The sequence below is a fragment of the Paraburkholderia sp. BR10923 genome (assembly GCF_040948765.1).
Classification (GTDB): Bacteria; Pseudomonadota; Gammaproteobacteria; order Burkholderiales; family Burkholderiaceae; genus Paraburkholderia; species Paraburkholderia youngii.
The window spans coordinates 56,841-77,805 of the sequence record NZ_JBFPKO010000026.1; the positions used below are offsets into that span (position 1 = coordinate 56,841).

Here is a 20,965-nt window from a genome sequence, read left to right on the forward strand (position 1 = left end):
AGATTCCTCGGGTGAGTTACAAGCGCGGCCTGGCCGTTGTTTTCGGATGCACGATCGCGGCACTGGTGTCGTTCGTCGCGACCTATCCGCGCTTTCATCCGAGCCCGTCCCCGGCGGGCCATCCGTCGCCCGGCGTCAACGTCGCCGCGCCCGCGCCCGCCCCCGCACTTTCCGTCGACTTGCCTAGCCTGCCCGGCAGCAACAGCCCGCTCGCGTGGTCGCGTCTAAGCGCCGATGAGCATATCGCTCTCGCACCATTCGCATCGCAGTGGGATTCGTACAGCGACGAACGCAAGCGAAAGTGGATCAAGATCGCGTCGCGATACGCAAAGATGTCGCCGGATGCGCAAAAGCGTCTGCATGAGCGCATGAGCGAATGGGTGCGCATGACGCCCGATCAGCGCCGCGTCGCGCGAGAGAACTACCAGGTTTCGAAGGAATTGCCGCGCGAAGCGCGCCAGAACGCGTGGAAGGCGTACCAACAACTGCCCGAAGAAACGAAGGAGCGGCTCGCCGCCAGTGAGCGCAAGCGTCGCCCCAGCGTCGTCAGCGCGCCGCCGTCGGCTCGCAATGAGATCAAGGGCATCGACCGGTTCTTGAACGCGCGCGAGCACGGCGCGGGCGCCAGCGCTGCCGCGGCGGCGAGCGCCGCACCGGGCGCCTCGGCACCGGCCGCGGCCTCGCTGCCGGCCACCCCCGCGATTCCGGCGCCGGGCAGCTTCGTGCCGGCGACGCCGGTGCCGGTGTCGCCGGCCGAGGCGCCGGCGATCTTCCACGGCTCCTGATCCCGATCCCGAGCCCATTACGTGTCCCAGTCGCTCGTCACTCCCAGCCTGCCCGCCGCCGCGCTCGGCGGCACGGCGCCCACCGTCCGGCGACGGCTGGCGGCGCTGCTCTACGAGGCGGTCATTCTGTTCGGCGTGGTGTTTCTCGCCGGCTATCTGTTCAGCACGCTGACGCAGCAGCGTAACGGGCTCGCGCATCACAACCTGCTCGCCTGCTGGATTGGCTTCGTGGTTGGCGTGTATTTCGTCTGGTTCTGGACGCATGGTGGCCAGACGCTGCCGATGAAAACCTGGCGGTTACGGGTTGTTGGCGCTGATGGCGGGCCGGTTTCCGTTGGACGGGCGATTGCGCGGTATGTGCTCGCCTGGTTGTGGTTTTTGCCGCCGCTGGCCGTGCATCCGCTTCTTGGCTTGCGGGTGCCGCAGACGCTTGTTTTTGCGGGCGTCTGGTTCGTGGTCTGGTCCGCGAGTGGGCGGTTCGATCCGCAGCGGCAGTTTTTGCATGATCGGCTCGCGGGGACGCGGGTGGTCCAGGTTGTGCGCTAGCGCGCGTGCTGAATGCGTTGCCGCCTTTGGCGGGGTTAGGGCTTTTTGTCTTTGTTCTTGCGGTGTTGGCCTTTCCTTGCTGACTTGTCGGTCTATTAGCGTTGCCCCTGTGCGGGGCGGCACCTACTTTCTTTGCTGCTGCAAAGAAAGTAGGCAAAGAAGACAGCTCATACCGCTAACTCTTAAGCGGGTCCCTCGGTCCGCGTGAGGTAGTGGTGCATCTGGAATCCGTGCTACCGCACATTCCGCGTTCGTGACACGGCAGTCATTCTTCCGGCGGCGCTGCGCGCGCCGAATCCCCGCTCCAAAACCCCTCGTTGTTTCGGCGCCTCGCCGAGGCAACCCGCCGGTTTCCCCGGCTGACCCGTCCGCGACGCACGCAGTGCGGAGTGGGATGAATGACGGCTTTGTCACTGCCGTCGAATCTGCGGGGGCACGGATTCCAGATGCACCACTACCCCTGCCAAGCCAGGGGACCCGCTTATGAGCTGGCGGTTTGAGCTGTCTTCTTTGCCTACTTTCTTTGCAGCAGCAAAGAAAGTAGGTGCCGCCCCGCACAGGGGCAACGCTAATAGACCAATAAGTCAGCAAGGAAAGGCCAAAAAGGCCAGAACAACGAAAAAACAGGCCCCGCCAGGACCCCACCGTAATAAGAACTTCTCGTGACTGTCACGGCAGAGTCACTCGCGCCTGGCCCAATACGGGCACCGCCACTCGACGCGTGAGCCATGGACCCCAATACGTCCGCGACTTCCCTGTTTCGTCAAACCGGTCCGAGCGTCGACCCCGTCGCGTTCCGGCCCGCCCCGGGTTCTACTCATCACGGCCTGCCGCTGCCGGCGACGCCATCACTCGACGCCCACGCCGATCATCCCGATGACGGCCACGACGATCCGCATCGCTATCGCACGATCTGGCTCTCGGATATCCATCTCGGCTCGAGCGGCTGCCAGGCCGGTTATCTGCTCGACTTCCTGCGCCACAACGAATCGGAGTACCTGTACCTGGTCGGCGACATCATCGACGGCTGGCAGTTGAAGAAAGGCTGGTACTGGCCGCAGGCCCACAACGACGTCGTGCAGAAAGTGCTGCGCAAAGCGCGCAAAGGCACCCAGGTCATCTACGTGCCCGGCAATCACGACGAAGCCGCGCGCCAGTTCTGCGACCTCGCGTTCGGCGACATCCACGTGCGCGGCGAAGCGTTCCACACGACGCTCGCCGGCAAGCGGCTGTGGATCGTGCACGGCGATTTGTTCGACGGCGTGATCCAGCATGCGAAATGGCTCGCCTATCTCGGCGACACGCTGTACACGATGATCCTCGTGCTGAACCGCTGGTTCAACCGGATTCGCAGCAAGCTCGGCTTCCCGTACTGGTCGCTGTCGCAATACCTGAAGCATCAGGTCAAGAACGCGGTCAACTTCATCTCGTCGTTCGAAACCGTGATGACCGACGAAGCGCGTCGCCGCGGCTGTGACGGCGTCGTCTGTGGGCACATCCACAAGGCCGAAATGCGCGAGATCGACGGTGTGCTCTATTGCAACGATGGCGATTGGGTCGAGAGTCTGTCGGCGCTCGTCGAGACCTATGAAGGCGAACTCAAGGTGGTCTTCTGGACCGCGCTGCGCGCGCCCCAGAAGGGCACGCAAAAAGCCCGCGCCACTGCCTGAGCAGTTCCACTCTCCAATTCCACAGGGCCCGCAGCGATGAACAACGCGATGAAGATCATGATCGTCACCGACGCATGGGAGCCGCAGGTCAACGGCGTCGTGCGCACGCTGAAGAACACCCGGCGCGAACTCACCGCGCTCGGCCATCAGGTCGATCTGCTGACACCGCTCGAATTCCGCACCATCCCGTGCCCGACTTATCCGGAGATACGCCTGTCGCTGCTGCCGCGCCGCCGGCTGCGCGAGCGCATCGACCGTTTCGCGCCCGATGCGTTGCACATTGCGACCGAAGGTCCGCTCGGCATGGCCGCGCGCGCATATGCGATCGAGCACAAGCTGCCGTTTACGACCGCGTATCACACGCGCTTTCCCGAGTACGTGCAGGCGCGCTTTCGCATCCCGCTCGCGGCGACCTACAAGTTTCTGCACTGGTTCCACGAGCCATCGCTCGCGGTGATGGCGCCCACGCCCGTCGTCAAGCAGGACCTCGAAAAGTTCGGCTTCACCAATGTCGTGCTGTGGACGCGCGGCGTCGATCTCGAGATCTTCCGGCCGATGGACTCGAAGGTGCTCAACACCGCGCGGCCGATCTTCCTGTATGTGGGACGCGTGGCGGTCGAGAAGAACGTCGAGGCTTTCTTGCAGCTCGATCTGCCCGGCTCGAAGTGGGTCGCGGGCGAAGGTCCGGCGCTCGCCGAACTGAAGTCGCGCTACCCGCAGGTCAACTATCTGGGCGTGCTGTCGCAGGCCGAACTCGCGAAGGTCTACGCGGCCGCCGACGTCTTCGTGTTTCCGAGCCGCACCGACACGTTCGGGCTCGTGCTGCTCGAAGCGCTCGCATGCGGCACGCCGGTGGCCGCATATCCGGTCACCGGCCCGATCGACGTGCTCGGCGACGGCGGCGCCGGTGCGATGCACGAGGATCTGCGCGAGGCCTGTCTCGAGGCGCTGAAGATCGAGCGATCGCATGCGCGCGCATGGGCCGAGCGCTTTTCGTGGGCAGCGGCGTCCGCACAATTCGCCGCGCATTTGAAGCCACTGCGCGGCACGGCGTATCGTGAGGAAAGCGCCGCTGCGTGATGCGGCGCGCGGAGCTATCCATGCGAAGCAGTCGATCCAGCGCCGAAGGCGCGTCGAACGGCGCGCTGCGCGCCGTCGAGTCCAGCCCCGACACCACGAGCATCGAACCGTTCGACGATGTCCGCGAGCCGGGTGTGAGCGGGCATGCGGATACCGTGCATCGGGTGAACGGCGAGAGGTCCAGGAACGGCGGCCCGAGCGTCTCGGGCGGCGTGCAACGCGACGCCAGCCACGACACAACCCGCGACTCGAGCCACGACGCCCCTAACGAACCCCTCAGCCCCGACGACCCGCTCGCCCCGCTGCCCTTCAACCCCTACAAAGGCAACCGCGGCCTCACGCGCGCATGGCACGCGATGAAAAACTCGCTGGCCGGTTTTCGCGTCGCGATTCGCGAGGAAAGCGCGTTTCGTCAGGAACTCACGCTGGCCGCGATCCTGATTCCGTGCGGCCTCGTGGTGCCCGTCGATCCCGTGTCGCGCGTGCTGCTGCTTGGCTCGGTGCTGCTCGTGCTGATCGTCGAGCTGCTCAATTCGAGCGTCGAAGCGGCGATCGACCGGATCTCGCTCGAACGTCACGAGCTCTCCCGCCGCGCGAAGGATCTCGGCAGCGCGGCCGTGATGGTCGCGCTCGGCATGTGTGTGATGACGTGGGGGGTGATCGTCGGGCCGCTGGTGGTCGGCTGGGTTCGCGCGTGGCTTTGAGTCTCCACGCGGGTTGAAGCGCACGCTTGGGCCATGTCCAACAGGTTGAATATCCGCGCAGGCGGTTGGGTATTAGAACGCTCGGTTTATAATCGTTTAACGGTCTCACAGGAAAGCGCTCGCGCAAACGTATCCGCGCCTCGCCTCATCCTGCCCTTTCGGGGGGCCTGCCGCGTGTCGGCGGGTTCGGGAGAGCTCAATATACCAACCGCATCCGGGTGGAACACGCAGCAGCGGCACGCCGCCATGCGCCCCAGCCCGGCATAACCAGGGCCGGACGACATGGAAGCCAAACCTCCCCGCCGCACGCGCGAACGGATTCTCGAACTGTCGTTGAAGCTGTTCAACGAAATCGGCGAGCCGAACGTCACGACGACGACGATCGCCGAGGAAATGGAAATCAGCCCAGGCAACCTGTACTACCACTTCCGCAACAAAGACGACATCATCAACAGCATCTTCAGCCAGTTCGAGCAGGAGATCGAGAAGCGTCTGCGTTTCCCCGACGACCATCGTGCGACCATCGACGAAATGTGGTCGTATCTGCAGTACATGGTCGATTTCACTTGGCGCTACCGCTTCCTGTACCGCGACCTGAACGACCTCCTCGCGCGTAACCGCACGCTCGAGACGCATTTCAAGCAGATCATCAGCCACAAGGTGCGCTTCGCGAGCCAGTTCTGCGAGCAACTCGTCGCCGACGGCGAAATGGTCGCGACGCCGCAGGAAATGCAAGTGATCGCGACCAACGTCGGCGTGATCGGCACGTACTGGCTGTCATATCAGTTCGTGATGAATCCGCGCAAATACAACGAGCAGGAAGCGATCCGCGAGGAGCTGCATCAGGTCAGCGTGCAGATCGTCTCGCTGATGGCGCCCTATCTGCGCGGCCGCTCGCGGCAGCTGTTCGACGACCTCGTATCCGGCACACTGCCCAAGCGCGAGTTCTACGACTACTTGCCGCCGCGTGAAGGCGCCGCGCCTCGCAACGAATCGAAGGAAAGTTGAGCATGAAGTCGGTGTGTGTCTATTGCGGCTCTTCTATGGGAGCCAAACCGTTGTATGCGCAGGCGGCGCGCGCGTTCGGCCGCGCCCTCGTCGAGGCCGATCTCGCGCTCGTGTTTGGGGGCGGCAAGGTGGGACTCATGGGCGTGATCGCCGACACCGTGATGGCCGAAGGCGGCCGCGCGATCGGCGTGATTCCCGAACTGCTCGTCAGCAAGGAGGTGGGTCATAACGGCCTGACTGAGCTGCACGTGGTGCCCGACATGCATCATCGCAAGAAGATGATGGCCGAACTATCCGATGCGTTCGTCGCGATGCCGGGCGGCGCGGGCACGCTCGAGGAGCTGTTCGAGGTCTTCACGTGGGCGCAGCTCGGCTATCACGGCAAGCCGGTCGCGCTGCTGAACACCGGCGGCTTCTACGAGCCGCTGGTCCGCGTGCTTCAGCACACGGTCGACGAAGGCTTCCTGCGCAAGACCTATCTCGACATGCTGCAAATCGACGCCGATCCGCTCGCGTTGATTGGCAAGCTGCAACGTTACGCGCCGCCCGCACGCGACAAATGGGCGGCAGTGCAAAGCGACGCGATCTGAATCCCGTTCCGCCAAACTCGAACGCGAGGGCGGACCGCCGCGCACGCATCACCCCAACGACGAGGTTGCGATGACGAAAGCTGTTCTCATCACCGGCGGCAGCCGCGGCATTGGCCGCGCCACCGCGCGTCTGCTCGGCGCGCGCGGCTGGTGTGTCGGCGTGAACTACGTGCGTGACCTCGCCGCCGCGCAGCAGACGGTCGCCGAAGTCGAACACGCGGGCGGCCGCGCGCTGCCAATCGCCGGCGATGTCGCGAACGAAGCCGACGTGACCGGCATGTTCGATACGCTGCAGCAAACCTTCGGCCGCATCGATGCGCTCGTCAACAACGCCGGCATCGTCGCGCCGTCGAGCCAGCTCGCCGATATGGACTTCGCGCGTCTGAAACGCGTGTTCGACGTCAACGTGCTCGGCGCCTATCTGTGCGCACGCGAAGCGGCGCGGCGTATGTCGACCCAGCGCGGCGGCTCAGGCGGCGCGATCGTCAATGTTTCGTCGGCGGCGGCGCGGCTGGGTTCGCCGAACGAATACGTCGACTACGCGGGATCGAAAGGCGCCATCGACACGATGACCATCGGCCTCGCAAAAGAACTCGGCCCGCAGGGCGTGCGCGTGAACGCGGTGCGTCCGGGTCTGATCGACACCGAGATCCACGCGAGCGGCGGCAAGCCGGAACGCGCCGCACAACTGGGCGCGACCACGCCGCTCGGCCGCCCCGGCCGCGCCGACGAAGTCGCCGAGGCCATCGTATGGCTGCTCAGCGATGCGTCGTCGTACGTGACGGGCGCGCTGTTCGACGTTGCCGGCGGCCGGTGAGCGAACGTCGCGTGCAAGTGGACACGCAAGCCTTGAACGCAGAGCGCGGTCCGCTACGGCCGCGCCTTGTTCCGCGCTCCACACCTCCTCTCGTTCCACGTATTCCCGTCGATTTGTCGTGAAACCGACACAGCCGCTCATCGAATGCGAGCGCCTCCCCGCGACTGTAATCTTCCGTAATAATGCAGCGATACAATCGACCGGATCGAATGCATTTGCAGGCGACGTAAGCAAAACATAGGTACGAGGCCAACGCCGACGCGTACGCTGACCAGAGACATCCATGCAAGACAAGCAGTCCACGCGCTGGCGCGCGCACAATGCCAGCGCGACGGCCGCGACCTCGGCCGCTCCAGCTGGCCGTGCGCAAGAGGCCGCGCTTACCGCCAGCACCGCGCACCCGTTTGCCGGCGCGCAGGTCCAGCCCGCCATTAGAGACACCGCAGATTCGGCGCTCGCGAACCACAGCGTCGACACCGCGCACGCATCGGGCTCAGCGGTTTCCGCCGACCGCGCCACGCGCGGCCTGCAGCGTTGGCGCGCGCTCGCGGCGATCCGCCCGCTGCTGTGGTTCGTCGCGCTGGCGATCCTCTGCGCGTGGCTCGTCCCCGGCATTCTCGGCCACGAGCCATGGAAGCAGGACGAAACCTACACATTCGGCATCGTCCAGCACATGCTCGATACCGGCGATTTGGTCGTGCCGACCAATGCCGGCCAGCCCTTCGTCGAAAAGCCGCCCATCTACGACTGGGTCGCCACCGGCTTCGCGTGGATGTTCGGCCGCTATCTGCCGCTGCACGATGCGGCACGGCTCGCGAGCGCGCTGTTCGCGGGCCTCACGGTGTACTACACCGCGCGGGTCGCACGTCGCGCGGTCGCTGCGCCGAGCTGGTTCGACCTGCGCGTGATCGGCACGCTCGCGCTGTTCGGCGGCACGCTCGTCGTCGTCAAGCACGTGCACGACATGATGACCGACGTCGCACTAATGGCCGGCGCCGCGCTCGGCTTTTGCGGATTGTTCGAACTCGTGCTCGTGCATCTGCGTGACGACCCGGGCGCGGCCTCGTATTTCCCGATGCATGCTCAGGCCGCCCGGCAGATCAAACCGCTCGATGCCCGCACGCGGCGTCACGCGATCCTCAGCGGCGCGGCGATGTTCGGCGCGGGTGTCGGCGTGTCGCTGCTTGCCAAGGGGCTGTTCGTGCCGCTCGTGTTCGGCGCCACCACCTGCGCGGCGCTGCTGCTCTATCCGGCATGCCGCAGCCGCGGCTTCGCGGGCGCGCTGTGCCTCGCCGCGCTCGTCTGCGCGCCATTCGCGCTGATCTGGCCGATCTGCTTCTACCTGCGCTCCGAGGCGCTCTTCAAGGTATGGCTGTGGGATAACAACGTCGGGCGCTTCTTCGGTTTTTCGGTCGCCGAGCTCGGCTCCGAAAACGAGAGCCACCTGTTCGTGCTGCGCACCGTGCTGAGCGTCGGTTTTCCGGTCGTGCCGCTCGCGCTGGCCGCGCTCGCCGGTGGCGCATGGCGGCGCTGGCGCGATCCGCGCGTGGCGTTGCCGATGCTGTTCGCGGGCACCGGTTTCGCGGTGCTGCAAACTTCGGCGACGGTCCGCGAGCTCTACATCCTGCCGTTCATCGCGCCGCTCGCGCTGGTCGCGATGCAGGGCGTCGAACGCTTGCCGGCGCGCCTGCATACCGGCTGGGATATGACGAGCCGCGTGCTGTTCGGCAGCGCGGCCGCACTCGTGTGGATGGTCTGGTCCACCATGACGAACCCGGCGAGCAACCATGCGTCGCTGCATCTGCTCGGCCGCTGGCTACCGCTCGACTGGGTGCTGCCGATTTCGCCCGCGCTGATCATCGCCGCGCTGGTGCTGACGATCGGCTGGCTGTGGCTGCTGCCGTCGTTCAAGTACGCGGGCAAATGGCGCGGCGCGCTCAGCTGGTGCGCGGGCGCGATGCTCGTCTGGGGGCTCCTCAGCACGCTGCTGCTGCCGTGGCTCGACTACGCAAAAAGCTACCGCTCGGTGTTCCGCGACCTCGGCGCGAAGATGGATATCGAATGGAACGACGGCGACTGCATGGCGAGCTCCGGACTCGGCGAATCGGAAGCGCCGATGCTCTTCTACTACACGGGCATCGTGCATCAGCCGAGCGAAGATCCGCGCACGACCGCCTGCACGTGGCTGATCGAGGAAAGCCGCCGCGACAACGCGCGGCCGCCGGCCGGCGAATGGCGGCTGTTCTGGTCCGGCGCGCGGCCGGGTGATTCGGATGAGCTATTGCGCGTGTTCGTGCGTACGCCGGTGGCGGGCAAGATACACGGCGACGAGTAAAGCCGCGCAACGCGTCGCGCCGGCCGAGCGCCTCGCGCGCGTCCGTGCTGATTCAAAACGACGAACCGGGCTCGCGCAGAAACGCGATCTCCTCGTCGCTCGATTCACGTCCGAGCAACGCGTTGCGATGCGGAAAGCGGCCGAACCGCTCGATCACTTTCGCGTGGCGCAGCGCATATTGATAGTAGCCTTCACCGCCCGGCTCCTGCGCAAGCTGTTTGAAGAGCCGGAGCGACTCCTGCTGGCTAGCGAGCGATTCATCGTGCTCGAACGGCAGATACGCGAACGCGCGATGCTGCACGCCTGGCAACAGCCGATCGGCGCCGCTCGCGACCATTCGTTGCGCGGTTTGCAGCGCCTTGCTGTCGGTCGCGAAAGCGCGCGGCGTCCCACGATGGCAGTTGCGGGAAAACTGGTCCAGCACGATCACGAGCGCCAACGCGCCCAACGGCGTGGCCTGCCATGCGTCGAGCTCACCCGCGTTGGCCGCATCGATCAGGTTACCGAAACGTTCGCGCAGCATCGCATCCACGGCGTCATTGCGCTCGAACCAGAGCTTGCGCTCCGTGCCGTGCTCCGGCGTGCCCGGCGCGCCGAACCAGCAGTCGAGAATCTCTCGCGCGCGCGGCTCGAGCGCCGCGTAGTCGGCTTCGACCGAGTACGGTGCCGAGGCGGCGTGCGGCGGCGTGTCAGCCATTGCGGTTGCGCATCCAGTCGGCGGTTTCGAAGAACGAACCGAGCAGGCGCTCGCGCAGCGGCTCCGGCAAACCGATGTCCTCCATCGCCCACGCCATGCACCTCAACCACTGGTCGCGCTCGCTCGACGCGATCGCAAACGGCAGATGCCGCGCGCGCAAACGGGGATGGCCAAAGCGGCTGATGTAATGATCGGGACCGCCGAGCCAGCCGCACAAAAACCAGAACAGCTTGTCGCGCGAACCCTCGAGCGATGCCGGATGCAGCGCGCGAATCCCGGCGAAATCCGCCTCGAGATCCATCAGGTCGTAAAACCGGTCGACCAGTTCGCGCACACGCGCCTCGCCGCCCACCAGTTCGAAGGCCGTCGGCTTGTCCGAGGACACTTCGTCGTTCAAATCGCTCATACCCTGCTCAACAGCAAATAAACATCACAAAGAAAACTCACGCGTCGCGCAGCGATTGCAGCGCCGGCCGCGCCAACACATGCCGCAGACTCAGCCACCCGCCGACGCCCGCACACGCGATACCGGCGCCAATGCCCGCCGGCAGCAGCCACGGATCGAAGTCCAGATAAAACTCGAACACGTGCGTGGCCAGCAGCGAGCCGATGATCTGCGCGCCGGCCGCCGCCATCAGGCCGGCCAGCGCACCGACCGCGACGAACTCGGCCACCTGCACCGCCCGCACCTGACGATGCGATGCGCCCAGCGCGCGCAGCAGCGCGGATTCTCGCATACGCTCGTCGCGCGTGCCGGCAAGCGCCGCGTACAGCACCAGCACGCCGGCCGCGAGCGTGAACGCGAACAGGAACTGCACCGCGCCGATCACCTGCTGCAACACGCGCTGCACCTGCGCGAGGATCGGGCCGGTGTCGATCGCGGTCAGATTGGGATACGCGGCGATCAGGCCGTCGATCGTCGACTGCTTATCCGCGGGCAGATGGAAGCTCGTGATGAACGTCGCCGGGAAGTCCTGCAACGAGACGGGCGGCATCAGCACGAAGAAGTTGACCTTGAACGACCCCCAGTCGAGCTTGCGCACGCTCGTCACCGGCGCCTCGACAGTCAGGCCCGTCACGTCGAAGCGCAGCACATCGCCGGGCTTCACGTTGATCAGCTTCGCGAGACCCTGCTCGATCGAAATCTGCGGCTTCGTCGTATCGCCGAACCAGCTGCCCGCGGCGATCCGGTTGTCGTCGGGCAGTTGCGTCGTGTACGACAGGTTGAACTCGCGGTCCACCAGACGCCGCGCGTCCGCGCCCTTGAACGAGTCCGGGTTGACTGCCTTGCCGTTGATCGCGACGAGCCGCCCACGCACCATCGGCGACAAGTCCACACCAGCGATGCCGTGCGCGTCCAGATACTGCGTGACCGCGTCGCGCTGATCGGGCTGGATGTCGATGATGAACTCGTTGGATGCATCGGGCGGCGTCGATTTACGCCACCCCTGCACGAGGTCGTTGCGCGTCATCGCGATCAGCAACAGGCACATCAGGCCGATGCCGAGCGCGGTGATCTGCAGCGCGCTCGTGCTGCTGCGCCGCTCGAGCGACGCGAGCGCATAGCGCCAGCCGATGCCCGCATTGACGCGCTCGCTGCGCACCACGCGCGCCGCGCCCCACAACGCGAGCCGTGCGATGCCGGCGAACACCAGCAACCCGCCCGCGAATCCACCCGCGACGATGCCGCCGAGCTTCAATTCGCCGGCGGCGAGGATCAGCAGCCCCGCGAACAGCACGATGCCGAACGCGTAGGCGGCCCACGCGGTGCGGCCCTCCTCGCCCCATTCACGCCGCAGCACGCGCACCGGCGGCACCCGCGTGAGCGGCACCAGCGGCGGCAGCGCGAAGCCGAGCAGCAGCACGAGGCCGGCCGCGACACCTTCGAGCGCGGGCCACAGCGTCGGCTGCGGCAGCACCACGTCGATCAGGCCGCCGAGCCACGTCAGCAGCGCGAGATGCCCCAGATAGCCGAGCGCCACGCCGAGCGCCCCGCCGATCACGCCGAGCCCGACGAATTCGAGCGTGAACAACGCCCGTAGCGCGGAGTGGCTCACGCCCAGACAGCGCATCGCCGCGCAGCCGTCGAGATGCCGGCGCATGAAGCGGTGCGCGGCCATCGCGATTGCGACCGCCGCGAGCAGCGCGGTCAACAGCGACACGAGCGTCAGGAAATGGCCCGCGCGATCGAGCGTCTGACGCACCTGCGGCTGGCCGTCCTGCAGCGACTCGAGCGCGACGCCGCGCATCTTGCCGGCGTCGACGTGCTCGTGCGCGAACTGCGCGAAGCGCGCGACAGCGTCGTCGGACCCGGCGACCAGCAACCGGTACGTGACCCGGCTGCCGTACGTGATCAGGCCGGTTGATTGCACTTCGTCGGCGCGCAGCATCAGGCGCGGCGAAAAGTTGACGAACGAGAAGCCGCGATCGAGTTCGCGCGTGATCAGCGCGCCGACCGTGAAGTTGCGATTGCCGACCTTCACCGCATCGCCGACCTTCAGCTTCAGTGCGTCGAGCAATTCCTGGTCGACCCACACGGTGCCCGGCGCCGGAATCGACGTCGCCGGATGATCGGCCGCACCCGGCGCCGCCGCGATGCGCAGCGCGCCGCGCAACGGATAGCCCGGCGACACCGCCTTGACGGCGGCGAGCCGCGACGCCGGCTGCGCGCCGGTCGAGTTGATCATGCTGGGAAAGATCGCCGTGGTGGCGGTGCGCAGGCCCAGGGCGTGCGCCTCGGCCGCGAATTGCGGATCGACAGGATGATCGGCGCGCACGATGAAGTCGGCGGCGATCATGCGCCGCGCATCGCGCTCGAGCCCCTGATGCAGCCGGTCGCCCAGAAACCCGACGCTCGACAACGCCGCGACCGCCAGCACGAGCGCGAGCAGCAACATCGTCAGTTCGCCCGCGCGCCAGTCGCGCGCCGTCATCCGCATGGCCTGGCGCAACAGATCGATGCCGCCGAGCCGGCGCGCCGGTCTCGTATCGGCGCGCGTTCTTGAACCCGCCTTAGATCCTGGTAGTGCTTCGCTCAATCGTGCCTGCTCCTCGCCAATCGCGACACCATGTGCGTGGCCATGCCGCGAAAACCGCCCTGCACGCCACGCCACAATCGCGGCAATGCCCACGCCGCGAGTAGCAGAAAGCCTACCATCAAGACCAGAAACGCGAGCGGCACGAATAGCGCAAGCAGTACCCCGCCAACCGCGAGGCCGTCCTCGGCGGTCGACGTGACGACGTTCGACAGCGGTTCGGGCGACAGATTGATCAGCGCGCGGGTGCCCGCCTTCGCAAGATGCGCAGTGCCGGCGAGCGTGCCGCCCGCGAGCGCGGCGACGGTCAGCAGCGTCGGATCGGCGTGGCCGAGCGCGCCGGCGGCCAGCACGGCGCCGGCCGGAATGCGGATGAAAGTGTGGATCGCGTCCCACAGCGTGTCGAACGCGGGGATCTTGTCGGCGAGGAACTCGGCCAGCGTCAGCACGGCCGCCGCGCCGATCACCCATGGCGATGACAGCGCGGACAATGTGTTCGGCAAGTGAATCAGGCCAAGACGTTCTAATACGCCGGCCAAAAGGACCGTCAGATAGAGGCGCAGACCGCTGCCCCATGAAAGGCCCGCTGCAAGCGAAAGTGATTCAAGCATGGCCGCCTCCACGCGCTTTGTGCTTGCCGGACGCCGCGACGGGACCCAGCGGGGTTCCGCGCCGAAGCCGTCAGGCTTGCCAAGCCGGCCGCGCCAGCCAGGCCGCGGGCAATCTCAACGTCGTTGCTGTCTCATTATAGCTACGATGATTCGCAGAACGTAGAGCGGCGAGGCCGCGCTGTGGCTTACAGGCAATGGCGGCCGCGCGCCGGGCGGACGTAGCCGAGGGTCAGTGCCCCGACGACAGCTTCAGCCCGACGAGGCCGATCACGATCAGCGACGCACTGGCGACGCGCGCGACCGTCAGCGCCTCGCCCATCATCACGACGCCGAAAATGAACGCGCCGACCGCGCCAATTCCTGTCCACACCGCATAGGCCGTGCCGAGCGGCAGTTGCCGCATCGCGAGCGCGAGCAGCGCGAAGCTGCCGAGCGCGGTCACGACCGTGAAGACGGACGGCCAGAAACGGGTGAAACTTTCGGAAGTTTTGAGACCGGCCGCCCACGCGACTTCGAGCAAACCGGCGATCAACAGAAGAAACCAGGACACCGAAACAGCTCCATGAAAAATGGGGCCGTCCCCGATGATTGATAGAAGCGTAAGGTCGTCCTTACGTCGGGAGATTATAACGGAGCGGCTTCGCGGACGACCTCACACCGCGCCCACCAGCCGATACCCGACGCCCGTCTCCGTGACGATATGCTCCGGCTGCGCGGGATCGCGCTCGAGCTTGCCGCGCAGGTGCGCCATGTAGATGCGCAAATAGTGGTGACTCTCGACATGCGACGGCCCCCACACATCGCGCAGCAGCTGCCGGTGCGTGAGCACGCGGCCAGCGTGGCGCACGAGCGTCGCGAGCAGCCGGTATTCGATCGGCGTCAGATGGACCGCGGCGCCGTCGCGCGTGACCTGGCGCAGCGCGAGATCGACGGTGACCGCGCCGAAGCGCACCTGCGGCGATTCGTTCGCGCCGCCGTGATTGCGCCGCCGCAGATGCGCGCGGATGCGCGCGAGCAACTCGGACACGCCGAACGGCTTGGTCAGGTAGTCGTCGGCGCCGGCGTCGAGCGCGGCGACCTTTTCGCTTTCCTGGGTGCGCGCCGATAGCACAATTACCGGCAGCTCGCTCCAGCCACGCAGCTCTCGGATCACGTCGAGGCCATCGGTGTCGGGCAGGCCCAGATCGACGATCACGAGATCGGGCTTGCGCGTCGCCGCTTCGACGAGCCCTTGCTTGCCGGTCTCGGCGTCGTACACGGCGATGCCCTCGCCTTCGAGCGCCGTGCGCACGAAGCGGCGTATCTGCTTTTCGTCTTCGATCAGAACGACGGTGATGCTCAGGTCACTCATGGGCGGGTCGGGTGAGCGGGTTGAGGTCGGCGGCGGCGGCGGGGGCGCCTTCGTCTTCGAGCGTATCGAACGTCTCGGGCGCGTCGGGCGGCGTCTTGACCGGCAGCGTGAACCAGAAGCGCGCGCCCTCGATGTGGCCATCCGCGGCCGTCCGGTTGAGCGCGCCGATTGTACCGCCGTGCGCCTCGACGATCGCGCGGCAGATCGCGAGGCCAAGGCCGATGCCCGGTTTCGCCGATTCCTTCTCGCCGCGCGTGAACTTCTCGAACACGCGCGCTTCCATGCCGGCGGGCAGGCCGGGGCCGTTGTCGTCGATCGTCACGCGCACGAACGGCGCGCCATCCGCGTCGATCTGCTGCGCGCCGATCATGAGCGGCGTGCCGGACGCCGTGTATTTGGCCGCGTTCTCGAACAGGTTCGAGAACAGCCGCTCCATCAGCACCGCGTCGAGATGCAGCAGCGGCAGATCGGCGGGCAGCGTGACCTGCACCGGATGATCGGCGAGCACGCGCTTGCACGCGCGCAGCGCGGCGCCGACGGTCTCCTCGAGCAGCGTCCATTGCTGGTTCAGCTGCAAGCTGCCGGCCTGCAGGCGCGCCATGTCGAGCAGATTCGTGACGATGTCGGTCATGCGCAGCGCTTCTTCGTGGATTGCATCGACGAGTTCGTCGTTACGACGCGCTGCGGATTGCGGGTCGGTCGGCCCCTGCCCTCGCTGCCCCTGAGCGAGCATCGATGAAAACCCGACGATCGTCGTCAGCGGCGTGCGCAGATCGTGCGATATCGCCGACAGCAGCGAATTGCGAAGCCGTTCCGACTCCATGTTGACGAGCGCATCGCGCGCGATATCGACGTAATGCACGCGTTCGAGCGCGAGCGCGATCTGCGCGGCGAACGCATCGAGCATGCGCCGCTGTTCCGGCACGGTCAGCTCGCGCTCGTCACGCACGACGACCGCGAGCACGCCGCGCGTGCGCATCGGCGCCTTCAGCGGCAGATACAGCGCCGCGGCGGCCGGCAGCGTGTCGGTGCCGTGGCCGGCCGGCTTCTGCTGATCGTAGACCCACTGGCCGACGTCGAGGTCGAGCGCGTCGCCTTCGAGCGTGATCGCCGGGTCGGGGTCCTCGATTTTCTGTTTGACCTGATCGGCGCTGTCGGGCAGCAGGATCGCGACACGCGCGCCGAACACCTCGCTCACGTGCCGCGTGCCGATGCCGACGATCTGCTCGGTCGCAAGCGCCGCGGCGAGCTCGCGCGCCATCTCGTACATCGCGCCGGTGCGCTGCTCGCGGCGTCGCGCGACGCTCGCCTCGCGGCGCAGGCTCGAAGTCAGATGGCTGATCACGAGCGATGTCAGCAGCATGCCGAAGAACGTCAGCAGGTACTGCGTATCGGACACCGACAGTGACATGCGCGGCGGCACGAAGAAGAAATCGAACGCGGCGACGCTCGCGAACGACAGCACGACACCCGGCCCGCGCCCGAGCTTCACCGCGGTGAAGATCACGCCGAGCAGATACAGCATTACCAGGTTGGTCAGATCGATGCGGTCGATCAGCTGGCTCGACAGCAGCGTGATTGCCGCGCCGATCGCGAGCGCGAACGCATACGCGCGCGGCGGCGAGCGACGCTCGCGCGCCGCGCTCAACGCCTCGCGCCACGCGTTCGCGGTCGTGTTCAACAGATGGCGCTGTTCGCCGCCGTCGCGCTCCGACGACACGCGAATCAGCGTGAGATCAAGATCGCCGCTCTTCTCGGCGATGCGCTCGCCGAGCGGCCGGCGCAGCCAGCGGCTCACGCCCGTGCGCGACGATGCGCCCGCCACCAGCTTCGATACGTTGCGCGCCTGCGCGTAACCGATCAACGCGTCGAGCGCATCGGTGGCGGCGAGCGTCGCGGTTTCGGCGCCGAGTTCGGCGGCGAGCTTCAGCGCGTTCAGCGTGCGTGCGCGGCGCGCGTCGGGCAGACGCTGCAACGCGGGCGTTTCGACATAGACCGCGAGCCAGTCGGCCTTCAGGCTCGCGGCGAGGCGCGCCGCCGAGCGCACCAGCGCCGGCGCTTCGGGACCAGGACCCACGCACACCAGCAGCCGCTCGCGCGCCTGCCAGATGCGCTGGATCGAACGATCGGCGCGGTACTCGCGCATCTGCGCATCGACGCGATCGGCGGTGCGGCGCAGTGCCAGTTCGCGCAGCGCGATCAGGTTGCCCTTGCGAAAGAAGTTGCGCACCGCGCGCTCGGCCTGCTGCGCCATGTACACCTTGCCGTCGCGCATGCGGTCGAGCAGTTCCTCGGCCGGCAGATCGACGAGCGTGACTTCGTCGGCATGATCGAACACGCGATCGGGCACGGTTTCCCACACGCGGATGCCGGTGATCTGGCCAACCACGTCGTTCAGGCTCTCCAGGTGCTGCACGTTGACGGTCGTATAGACGTCGATGCCGGCGTCGAGCAGTTCGTAGACGTCCTGCCAGCGCTTCAGATGGCGCGCGCCCTGCACGTTCGAATGCGCGAGTTCGTCGACGAGGATCAGTTGCGGCTTGCGCGCGAGCGCGGCGTCGAGATCGAACTCGCCGAGCTTGCGGCCGCGATACTCGATATGCGCGAGCGGCAGCACCTCGAGCCCCGCGAGCAACGCGGCGGTTTCGCCGCGCCCGTGCGTTTCGGCGATGCCGACCAGCACGTCGATACCCTCGTCCTTGCGGCGGCGCGCGGCCTGCAGCATCGCATAGGTCTTGCCGACGCCAGCCGACGCGCCGAAGAAAATTTTCAGCCTGCCGCGCAAGCGCTTTTCTTCGTCGCGCTGCAGCTTGTCGAGCAGTTCGTCAGGATCGGGGCGGTTCATGCTCAGTGATTGTCATAGTCGTGCGAGCGGCGGTGCCTGCATGTTGGCACGGCCCGCGCCGGTCCGCAAATGGCGGCGCGGCGCCACGCGGACGCCGCTGTTATCGATGAACCGCAAGCGCGGCTGATGCGTTGCCGTTGCGTTTCGCGTCAACCGCGCTTCATTTCATCGAGCGCGAGATTGAGCTTCAGCACGTTCACGCGCGGCTCGCCGAGCACGCCGAACTGGCGCCCCGTCGTGTAGCGCTCGACGAGCGCCTGCACGTCGCTCGGCGCGAGGTGGCGCGCCTGCGCGACCCGCTCGAGCTGGTACGCGGCCGCGGCCGGACTGATCTCCGGATCGAGCCCGCTGCCCGACGACGTGACCAGATCGACCGGCACCGGCTTCGACATGTCGGTGCCCGCGGCCTTCAGCGCGTCGAGACGGCCCTTGATCTCGTCGAGCAGCGCCGGGTTGTTCGGCCCGAGGTTCGAGCCGCCGGAGTTCTGCGGGTTGTACGGCATCGGGCTCGTCGCCGACAGGCGGCCCCAGAAATACTGAGGCGCGTCGAACTGCTGGCCGATCAGCTGCGAGCCGACCACCTTGCCGTTCTGCTCGATCAGGCTGCCGTTGGCCTGGTGGTGGAACGCCGCCTGGCCGAACGCGGTCATCACCGCGGGATAAGCGAGTCCGGTGACCACGGTCAGCACCGCGAAGATCACGATCAGCGGACGGAACAGATTTTTCATGATGAGTCTCTTTCCCTTTTCATCCATCTCATACCCAGCCGAACGCGGCCAGCACCATATCGATCAGCTTGATGCCGATGAACGGCACGATGATCCCGCCGAGTCCGTAGATCAGCAGATTGCGGCGCAGCAGGATCGCGGCGCCTAGCGCGCGGTAGCGCACGCCCTTAAGCGCAAGAGGAATCAGCAGCACGATGATCAGCGCGTTGAAGATCACCGCCGACATGATCGCCGAGGTCGGTGTCGCGAGATGCATCACGTTCAGCGCATTCAGCGCCGGATACGTCGATGCGAACGCGGCCGGGATGATCGCGAAGTACTTGGCGACGTCGTTGGCGATCGAGAACGTGGTTAGCGAACCGCGCGTCATCAGCATCTGTTTGCCGATCTCGACGATCTCGATCAGCTTGGTCGGATTCGAATCGAGGTCGACCATGTTGCCGGCCTCTTTCGCCGCCTGCGTGCCAGTGTTCATCGCGACCGCGACGTCGGCCTGCGCAAGCGCGGGCGCGTCGTTGGTGCCGTCGCCGGTCATCGCGACCAGACGCCCTTCAGCCTGGTGCGCGCGGATCGTCGCGAGCTTCGTCTCCGGTGTCGCTTCGGCGAGGAAGTCGTCGACGCCTGCTTCGGCCGCGATCGCGGCGGCGGTCAGACGGTTGTCGCCCGTCACCATCACGGTCTTGATGCCCATCTTGCGCAGCTCGGCGAAGCGCTCCTTGATGCCGCCCTTCACGACGTCCTTCAGCTCGATCACGCCGAGCACGCGCGCGCCCTGCTCGCCCTTCTCGGCGACCACGAGCGGTGTGCTGCCGCGTCGCGCGACCTCGGCGACCACATTGCTGACTTCGTTCGGGAAACGGCCGCCGTTCGCCTCGACGTAGTGCTTGACCGCATCGGCCGCGCCTTTGCGGATCTCACGGCCGTGGGTTCCGGCGGGCGTTCCTTGCGGCGACAGATCGACCCCGCTCATGCGGGTCTGAGCGGTGAACGCGAGAAACACCGCGTGCAGCGAGGCCATGTCGCGCTGACGGATATTGAAGCGCTGCTTCGCGAGCACGACGATGCTGCGGCCTTCCGGCGTTTCGTCGGCCAGCGACGATAATTGCGCGGCATCGGCCAGCGCCTCTTCGCTCAAACCCGGCGCGGGCAGGAACTGCGACGCCTGGCGGTTGCCGAGCGTGATGGTGCCGGTCTTGTCGAGCAGCAGCACGTCGACGTCGCCGGCCGCTTCGACGGCGCGGCCCGAGGTTGCGATCACGTTCGCCTGCATCATGCGGCTCATGCCGGCCACGCCGATCGCCGACAGCAGGCCGCCGATCGTCGTCGGGATCAGGCACACGAGCAGCGCGACGAGCGCGGTGATCGTCACCACGTGGCCCGCCTTGGCGGCCTCGACGGAAAACATCGAGAACGGCAGCAGCGTCGCGGTGGCGAGCAGCATCACGATCGTCAGCGCGACGAGGAGAATCGTCAGCGCGATTTCGTTCGGCGTCTTCTGACGCTTCGCGCCTTCGACCATCGCGATCATGCGGTCGAGGAACGCCTCGCCCGGGTTCGCCGTGACGCGCACGACGATCCAGTCCGACAGCACGCGCGTGCCGCCCGTCACCGACGAAAAGTCGCCGCCCGACTCGCGGATCACCGGCGCCGATTCGCCGGTGATCGCCGATTCGTCGACCGATGCGACACCGTCGATCACTTCGCCGTCGGCCGGAATCACGTCGCCGGTTTCGACCAGCACGACGTCGCTTTTGCGCAGATCCGATGCGGTGGTGATGCGGATCGGCGACTTCGGATGCGGCTCGTTGAGCTTCTTGGCCATCACGTCTTTCTTCGCGCTGCGCAGCGACGCGGCCTGCGCTTTCGAGCGGCCTTCGGCGAGCGCTTCCGCGAAGTTCGCGAACAGCACCGTGAACCACAGCCATAGCGTGACCGCGAGAATGAAGCCGGCGGGCGCCTCCGCCTGACCGCCGAGCGCGGCGATCCACAGAATGGTCGTCAGAATGCTGCCGACGTACACGCAGAACATCACCGGGTTGCGAAACTGCGTGCGCGGCGTGAGCTTTTTAAAGGAGTCCACGATCGCCGGACGCAGCAGCGCCGGGTCGAACATGGACCGCGTAGCGTTATGTTCAGTCATTGAATCCTCGAATATCCTTGTGC

18 protein-coding genes are annotated in these 20,965 nt (G+C 66.5%); 9 read left to right on the top strand and 9 right to left on the bottom strand.

Annotation, left to right across the window (positions count from 1 at the left end; genetic code table 11):
- Nucleotides 1–11: 11 nt before the first annotated feature.
- The 9 genes from AB3X94_RS33725 to AB3X94_RS33765 all read left to right on the top strand — a co-directional run bounded on the left by AB3X94_RS33725 (nt 12) and on the right by AB3X94_RS33765 (nt 9,535).
- Complete coding sequence (locus AB3X94_RS33725; RefSeq protein ID WP_176109137.1) at nt 12–785, top strand: DUF3106 domain-containing protein; 774 nt, start codon at nt 12–14, stop codon at nt 783–785.
- Between the two features lie 21 nt (nt 786–806).
- Nucleotides 807–1,331, top strand: coding sequence for an RDD family protein (locus AB3X94_RS33730; RefSeq protein WP_176109138.1), 525 nt, complete (start codon nt 807–809; stop codon nt 1,329–1,331).
- A gap of 728 nt (nt 1,332–2,059) precedes the next feature.
- The gene (locus AB3X94_RS33735) at nt 2,060–3,001 is read left to right on the top strand and encodes a UDP-2,3-diacylglucosamine diphosphatase (protein ID WP_176109139.1); all 942 of its coding nucleotides are present in this window, start codon (nt 2,060–2,062) and stop codon (nt 2,999–3,001) included.
- A gap of 48 nt (nt 3,002–3,049) precedes the next feature.
- On the top strand, nt 3,050–4,081 hold the full coding sequence (locus tag AB3X94_RS33740; protein WP_176110622.1) for a glycosyltransferase family 1 protein: 1,032 nt from the start codon (nt 3,050–3,052) through the stop codon (nt 4,079–4,081).
- A gap of 20 nt (nt 4,082–4,101) precedes the next feature.
- Nucleotides 4,102–4,785 (top strand): diacylglycerol kinase, encoded by a 684-nt coding sequence (locus AB3X94_RS33745; RefSeq protein ID WP_176109140.1) that lies wholly within the window; start codon nt 4,102–4,104, stop codon nt 4,783–4,785.
- A gap of 282 nt (nt 4,786–5,067) precedes the next feature.
- Nucleotides 5,068–5,793, top strand: a complete 726-nt coding sequence (locus AB3X94_RS33750) for a TetR/AcrR family transcriptional regulator (protein WP_013088915.1) — start codon at nt 5,068–5,070, stop codon at nt 5,791–5,793.
- Between the two features lie 2 nt (nt 5,794–5,795).
- Entirely contained in the window at nt 5,796–6,383 is a 588-nt protein-coding gene (locus AB3X94_RS33755) for a TIGR00730 family Rossman fold protein (protein WP_176109141.1), read from the top strand.
- 70 nt (nt 6,384–6,453) lie between these two features.
- Nucleotides 6,454–7,200, top strand: coding sequence for an SDR family oxidoreductase (locus AB3X94_RS33760; protein ID WP_368613766.1), 747 nt, complete (start codon nt 6,454–6,456; stop codon nt 7,198–7,200).
- Between the two features lie 283 nt (nt 7,201–7,483).
- Complete coding sequence (locus AB3X94_RS33765) at nt 7,484–9,535, top strand: ArnT family glycosyltransferase (RefSeq protein WP_368613767.1); 2,052 nt, start codon at nt 7,484–7,486, stop codon at nt 9,533–9,535.
- Nucleotides 9,536–9,587: 52 nt separating this feature from the next.
- Here AB3X94_RS33765 and AB3X94_RS33770 read toward each other — a convergent pair whose 3' ends face one another.
- From AB3X94_RS33770 to kdpB, 9 genes are all read right to left on the bottom strand, one after another.
- Nucleotides 9,588–10,232 (bottom strand): DUF924 family protein, encoded by a 645-nt coding sequence (locus AB3X94_RS33770; protein ID WP_368613768.1) that lies wholly within the window; start codon nt 10,230–10,232, stop codon nt 9,588–9,590.
- Complete coding sequence (locus tag AB3X94_RS33775; RefSeq protein ID WP_176109145.1) at nt 10,225–10,638, bottom strand: group II truncated hemoglobin; 414 nt, start codon at nt 10,636–10,638, stop codon at nt 10,225–10,227. The genes AB3X94_RS33770 and AB3X94_RS33775 overlap by 8 nt, the downstream gene beginning before the upstream one ends.
- Nucleotides 10,639–10,675: 37 nt before the next feature.
- On the bottom strand, nt 10,676–13,165 hold the full coding sequence (locus AB3X94_RS33780) for an ABC transporter permease (RefSeq protein WP_246392207.1): 2,490 nt from the start codon (nt 13,163–13,165) through the stop codon (nt 10,676–10,678).
- Nucleotides 13,166–13,266: 101 nt separating this feature from the next.
- Complete coding sequence (locus AB3X94_RS33785; protein ID WP_176109147.1) at nt 13,267–13,878, bottom strand: DUF4126 domain-containing protein; 612 nt, start codon at nt 13,876–13,878, stop codon at nt 13,267–13,269.
- Nucleotides 13,879–14,107: 229 nt separating this feature from the next.
- On the bottom strand, nt 14,108–14,428 hold the full coding sequence (gene sugE / locus AB3X94_RS33790; protein WP_176135238.1) for a quaternary ammonium compound efflux SMR transporter SugE: 321 nt from the start codon (nt 14,426–14,428) through the stop codon (nt 14,108–14,110).
- Nucleotides 14,429–14,530: 102 nt separating this feature from the next.
- Entirely contained in the window at nt 14,531–15,229 is a 699-nt protein-coding gene (gene kdpE / locus AB3X94_RS33795) for a two-component system response regulator KdpE (RefSeq protein ID WP_176109149.1), read from the bottom strand.
- Nucleotides 15,222–18,074 carry a DUF4118 domain-containing protein gene (locus tag AB3X94_RS33800; protein WP_368613769.1) on the bottom strand — a complete coding sequence of 951 codons (2,853 nt, stop codon included), beginning with the start codon at nt 18,072–18,074 and terminating at the stop codon, nt 15,222–15,224. The genes kdpE and AB3X94_RS33800 overlap by 8 nt, the downstream gene beginning before the upstream one ends.
- A 149-nt stretch (nt 18,075–18,223) precedes the next feature.
- A complete protein-coding gene (gene kdpC / locus AB3X94_RS33805; protein ID WP_368613770.1) occupies nt 18,224–18,802 on the bottom strand; it encodes a potassium-transporting ATPase subunit KdpC in 579 nt (192 codons plus the stop codon).
- Nucleotides 18,803–18,830: 28 nt separating this feature from the next.
- The gene (kdpB, locus tag AB3X94_RS33810; protein WP_368613771.1) at nt 18,831–20,942 is read right to left on the bottom strand and encodes a potassium-transporting ATPase subunit KdpB; all 2,112 of its coding nucleotides are present in this window, start codon (nt 20,940–20,942) and stop codon (nt 18,831–18,833) included.
- Between the last annotated feature and the right edge of the window lie 23 nt (nt 20,943–20,965).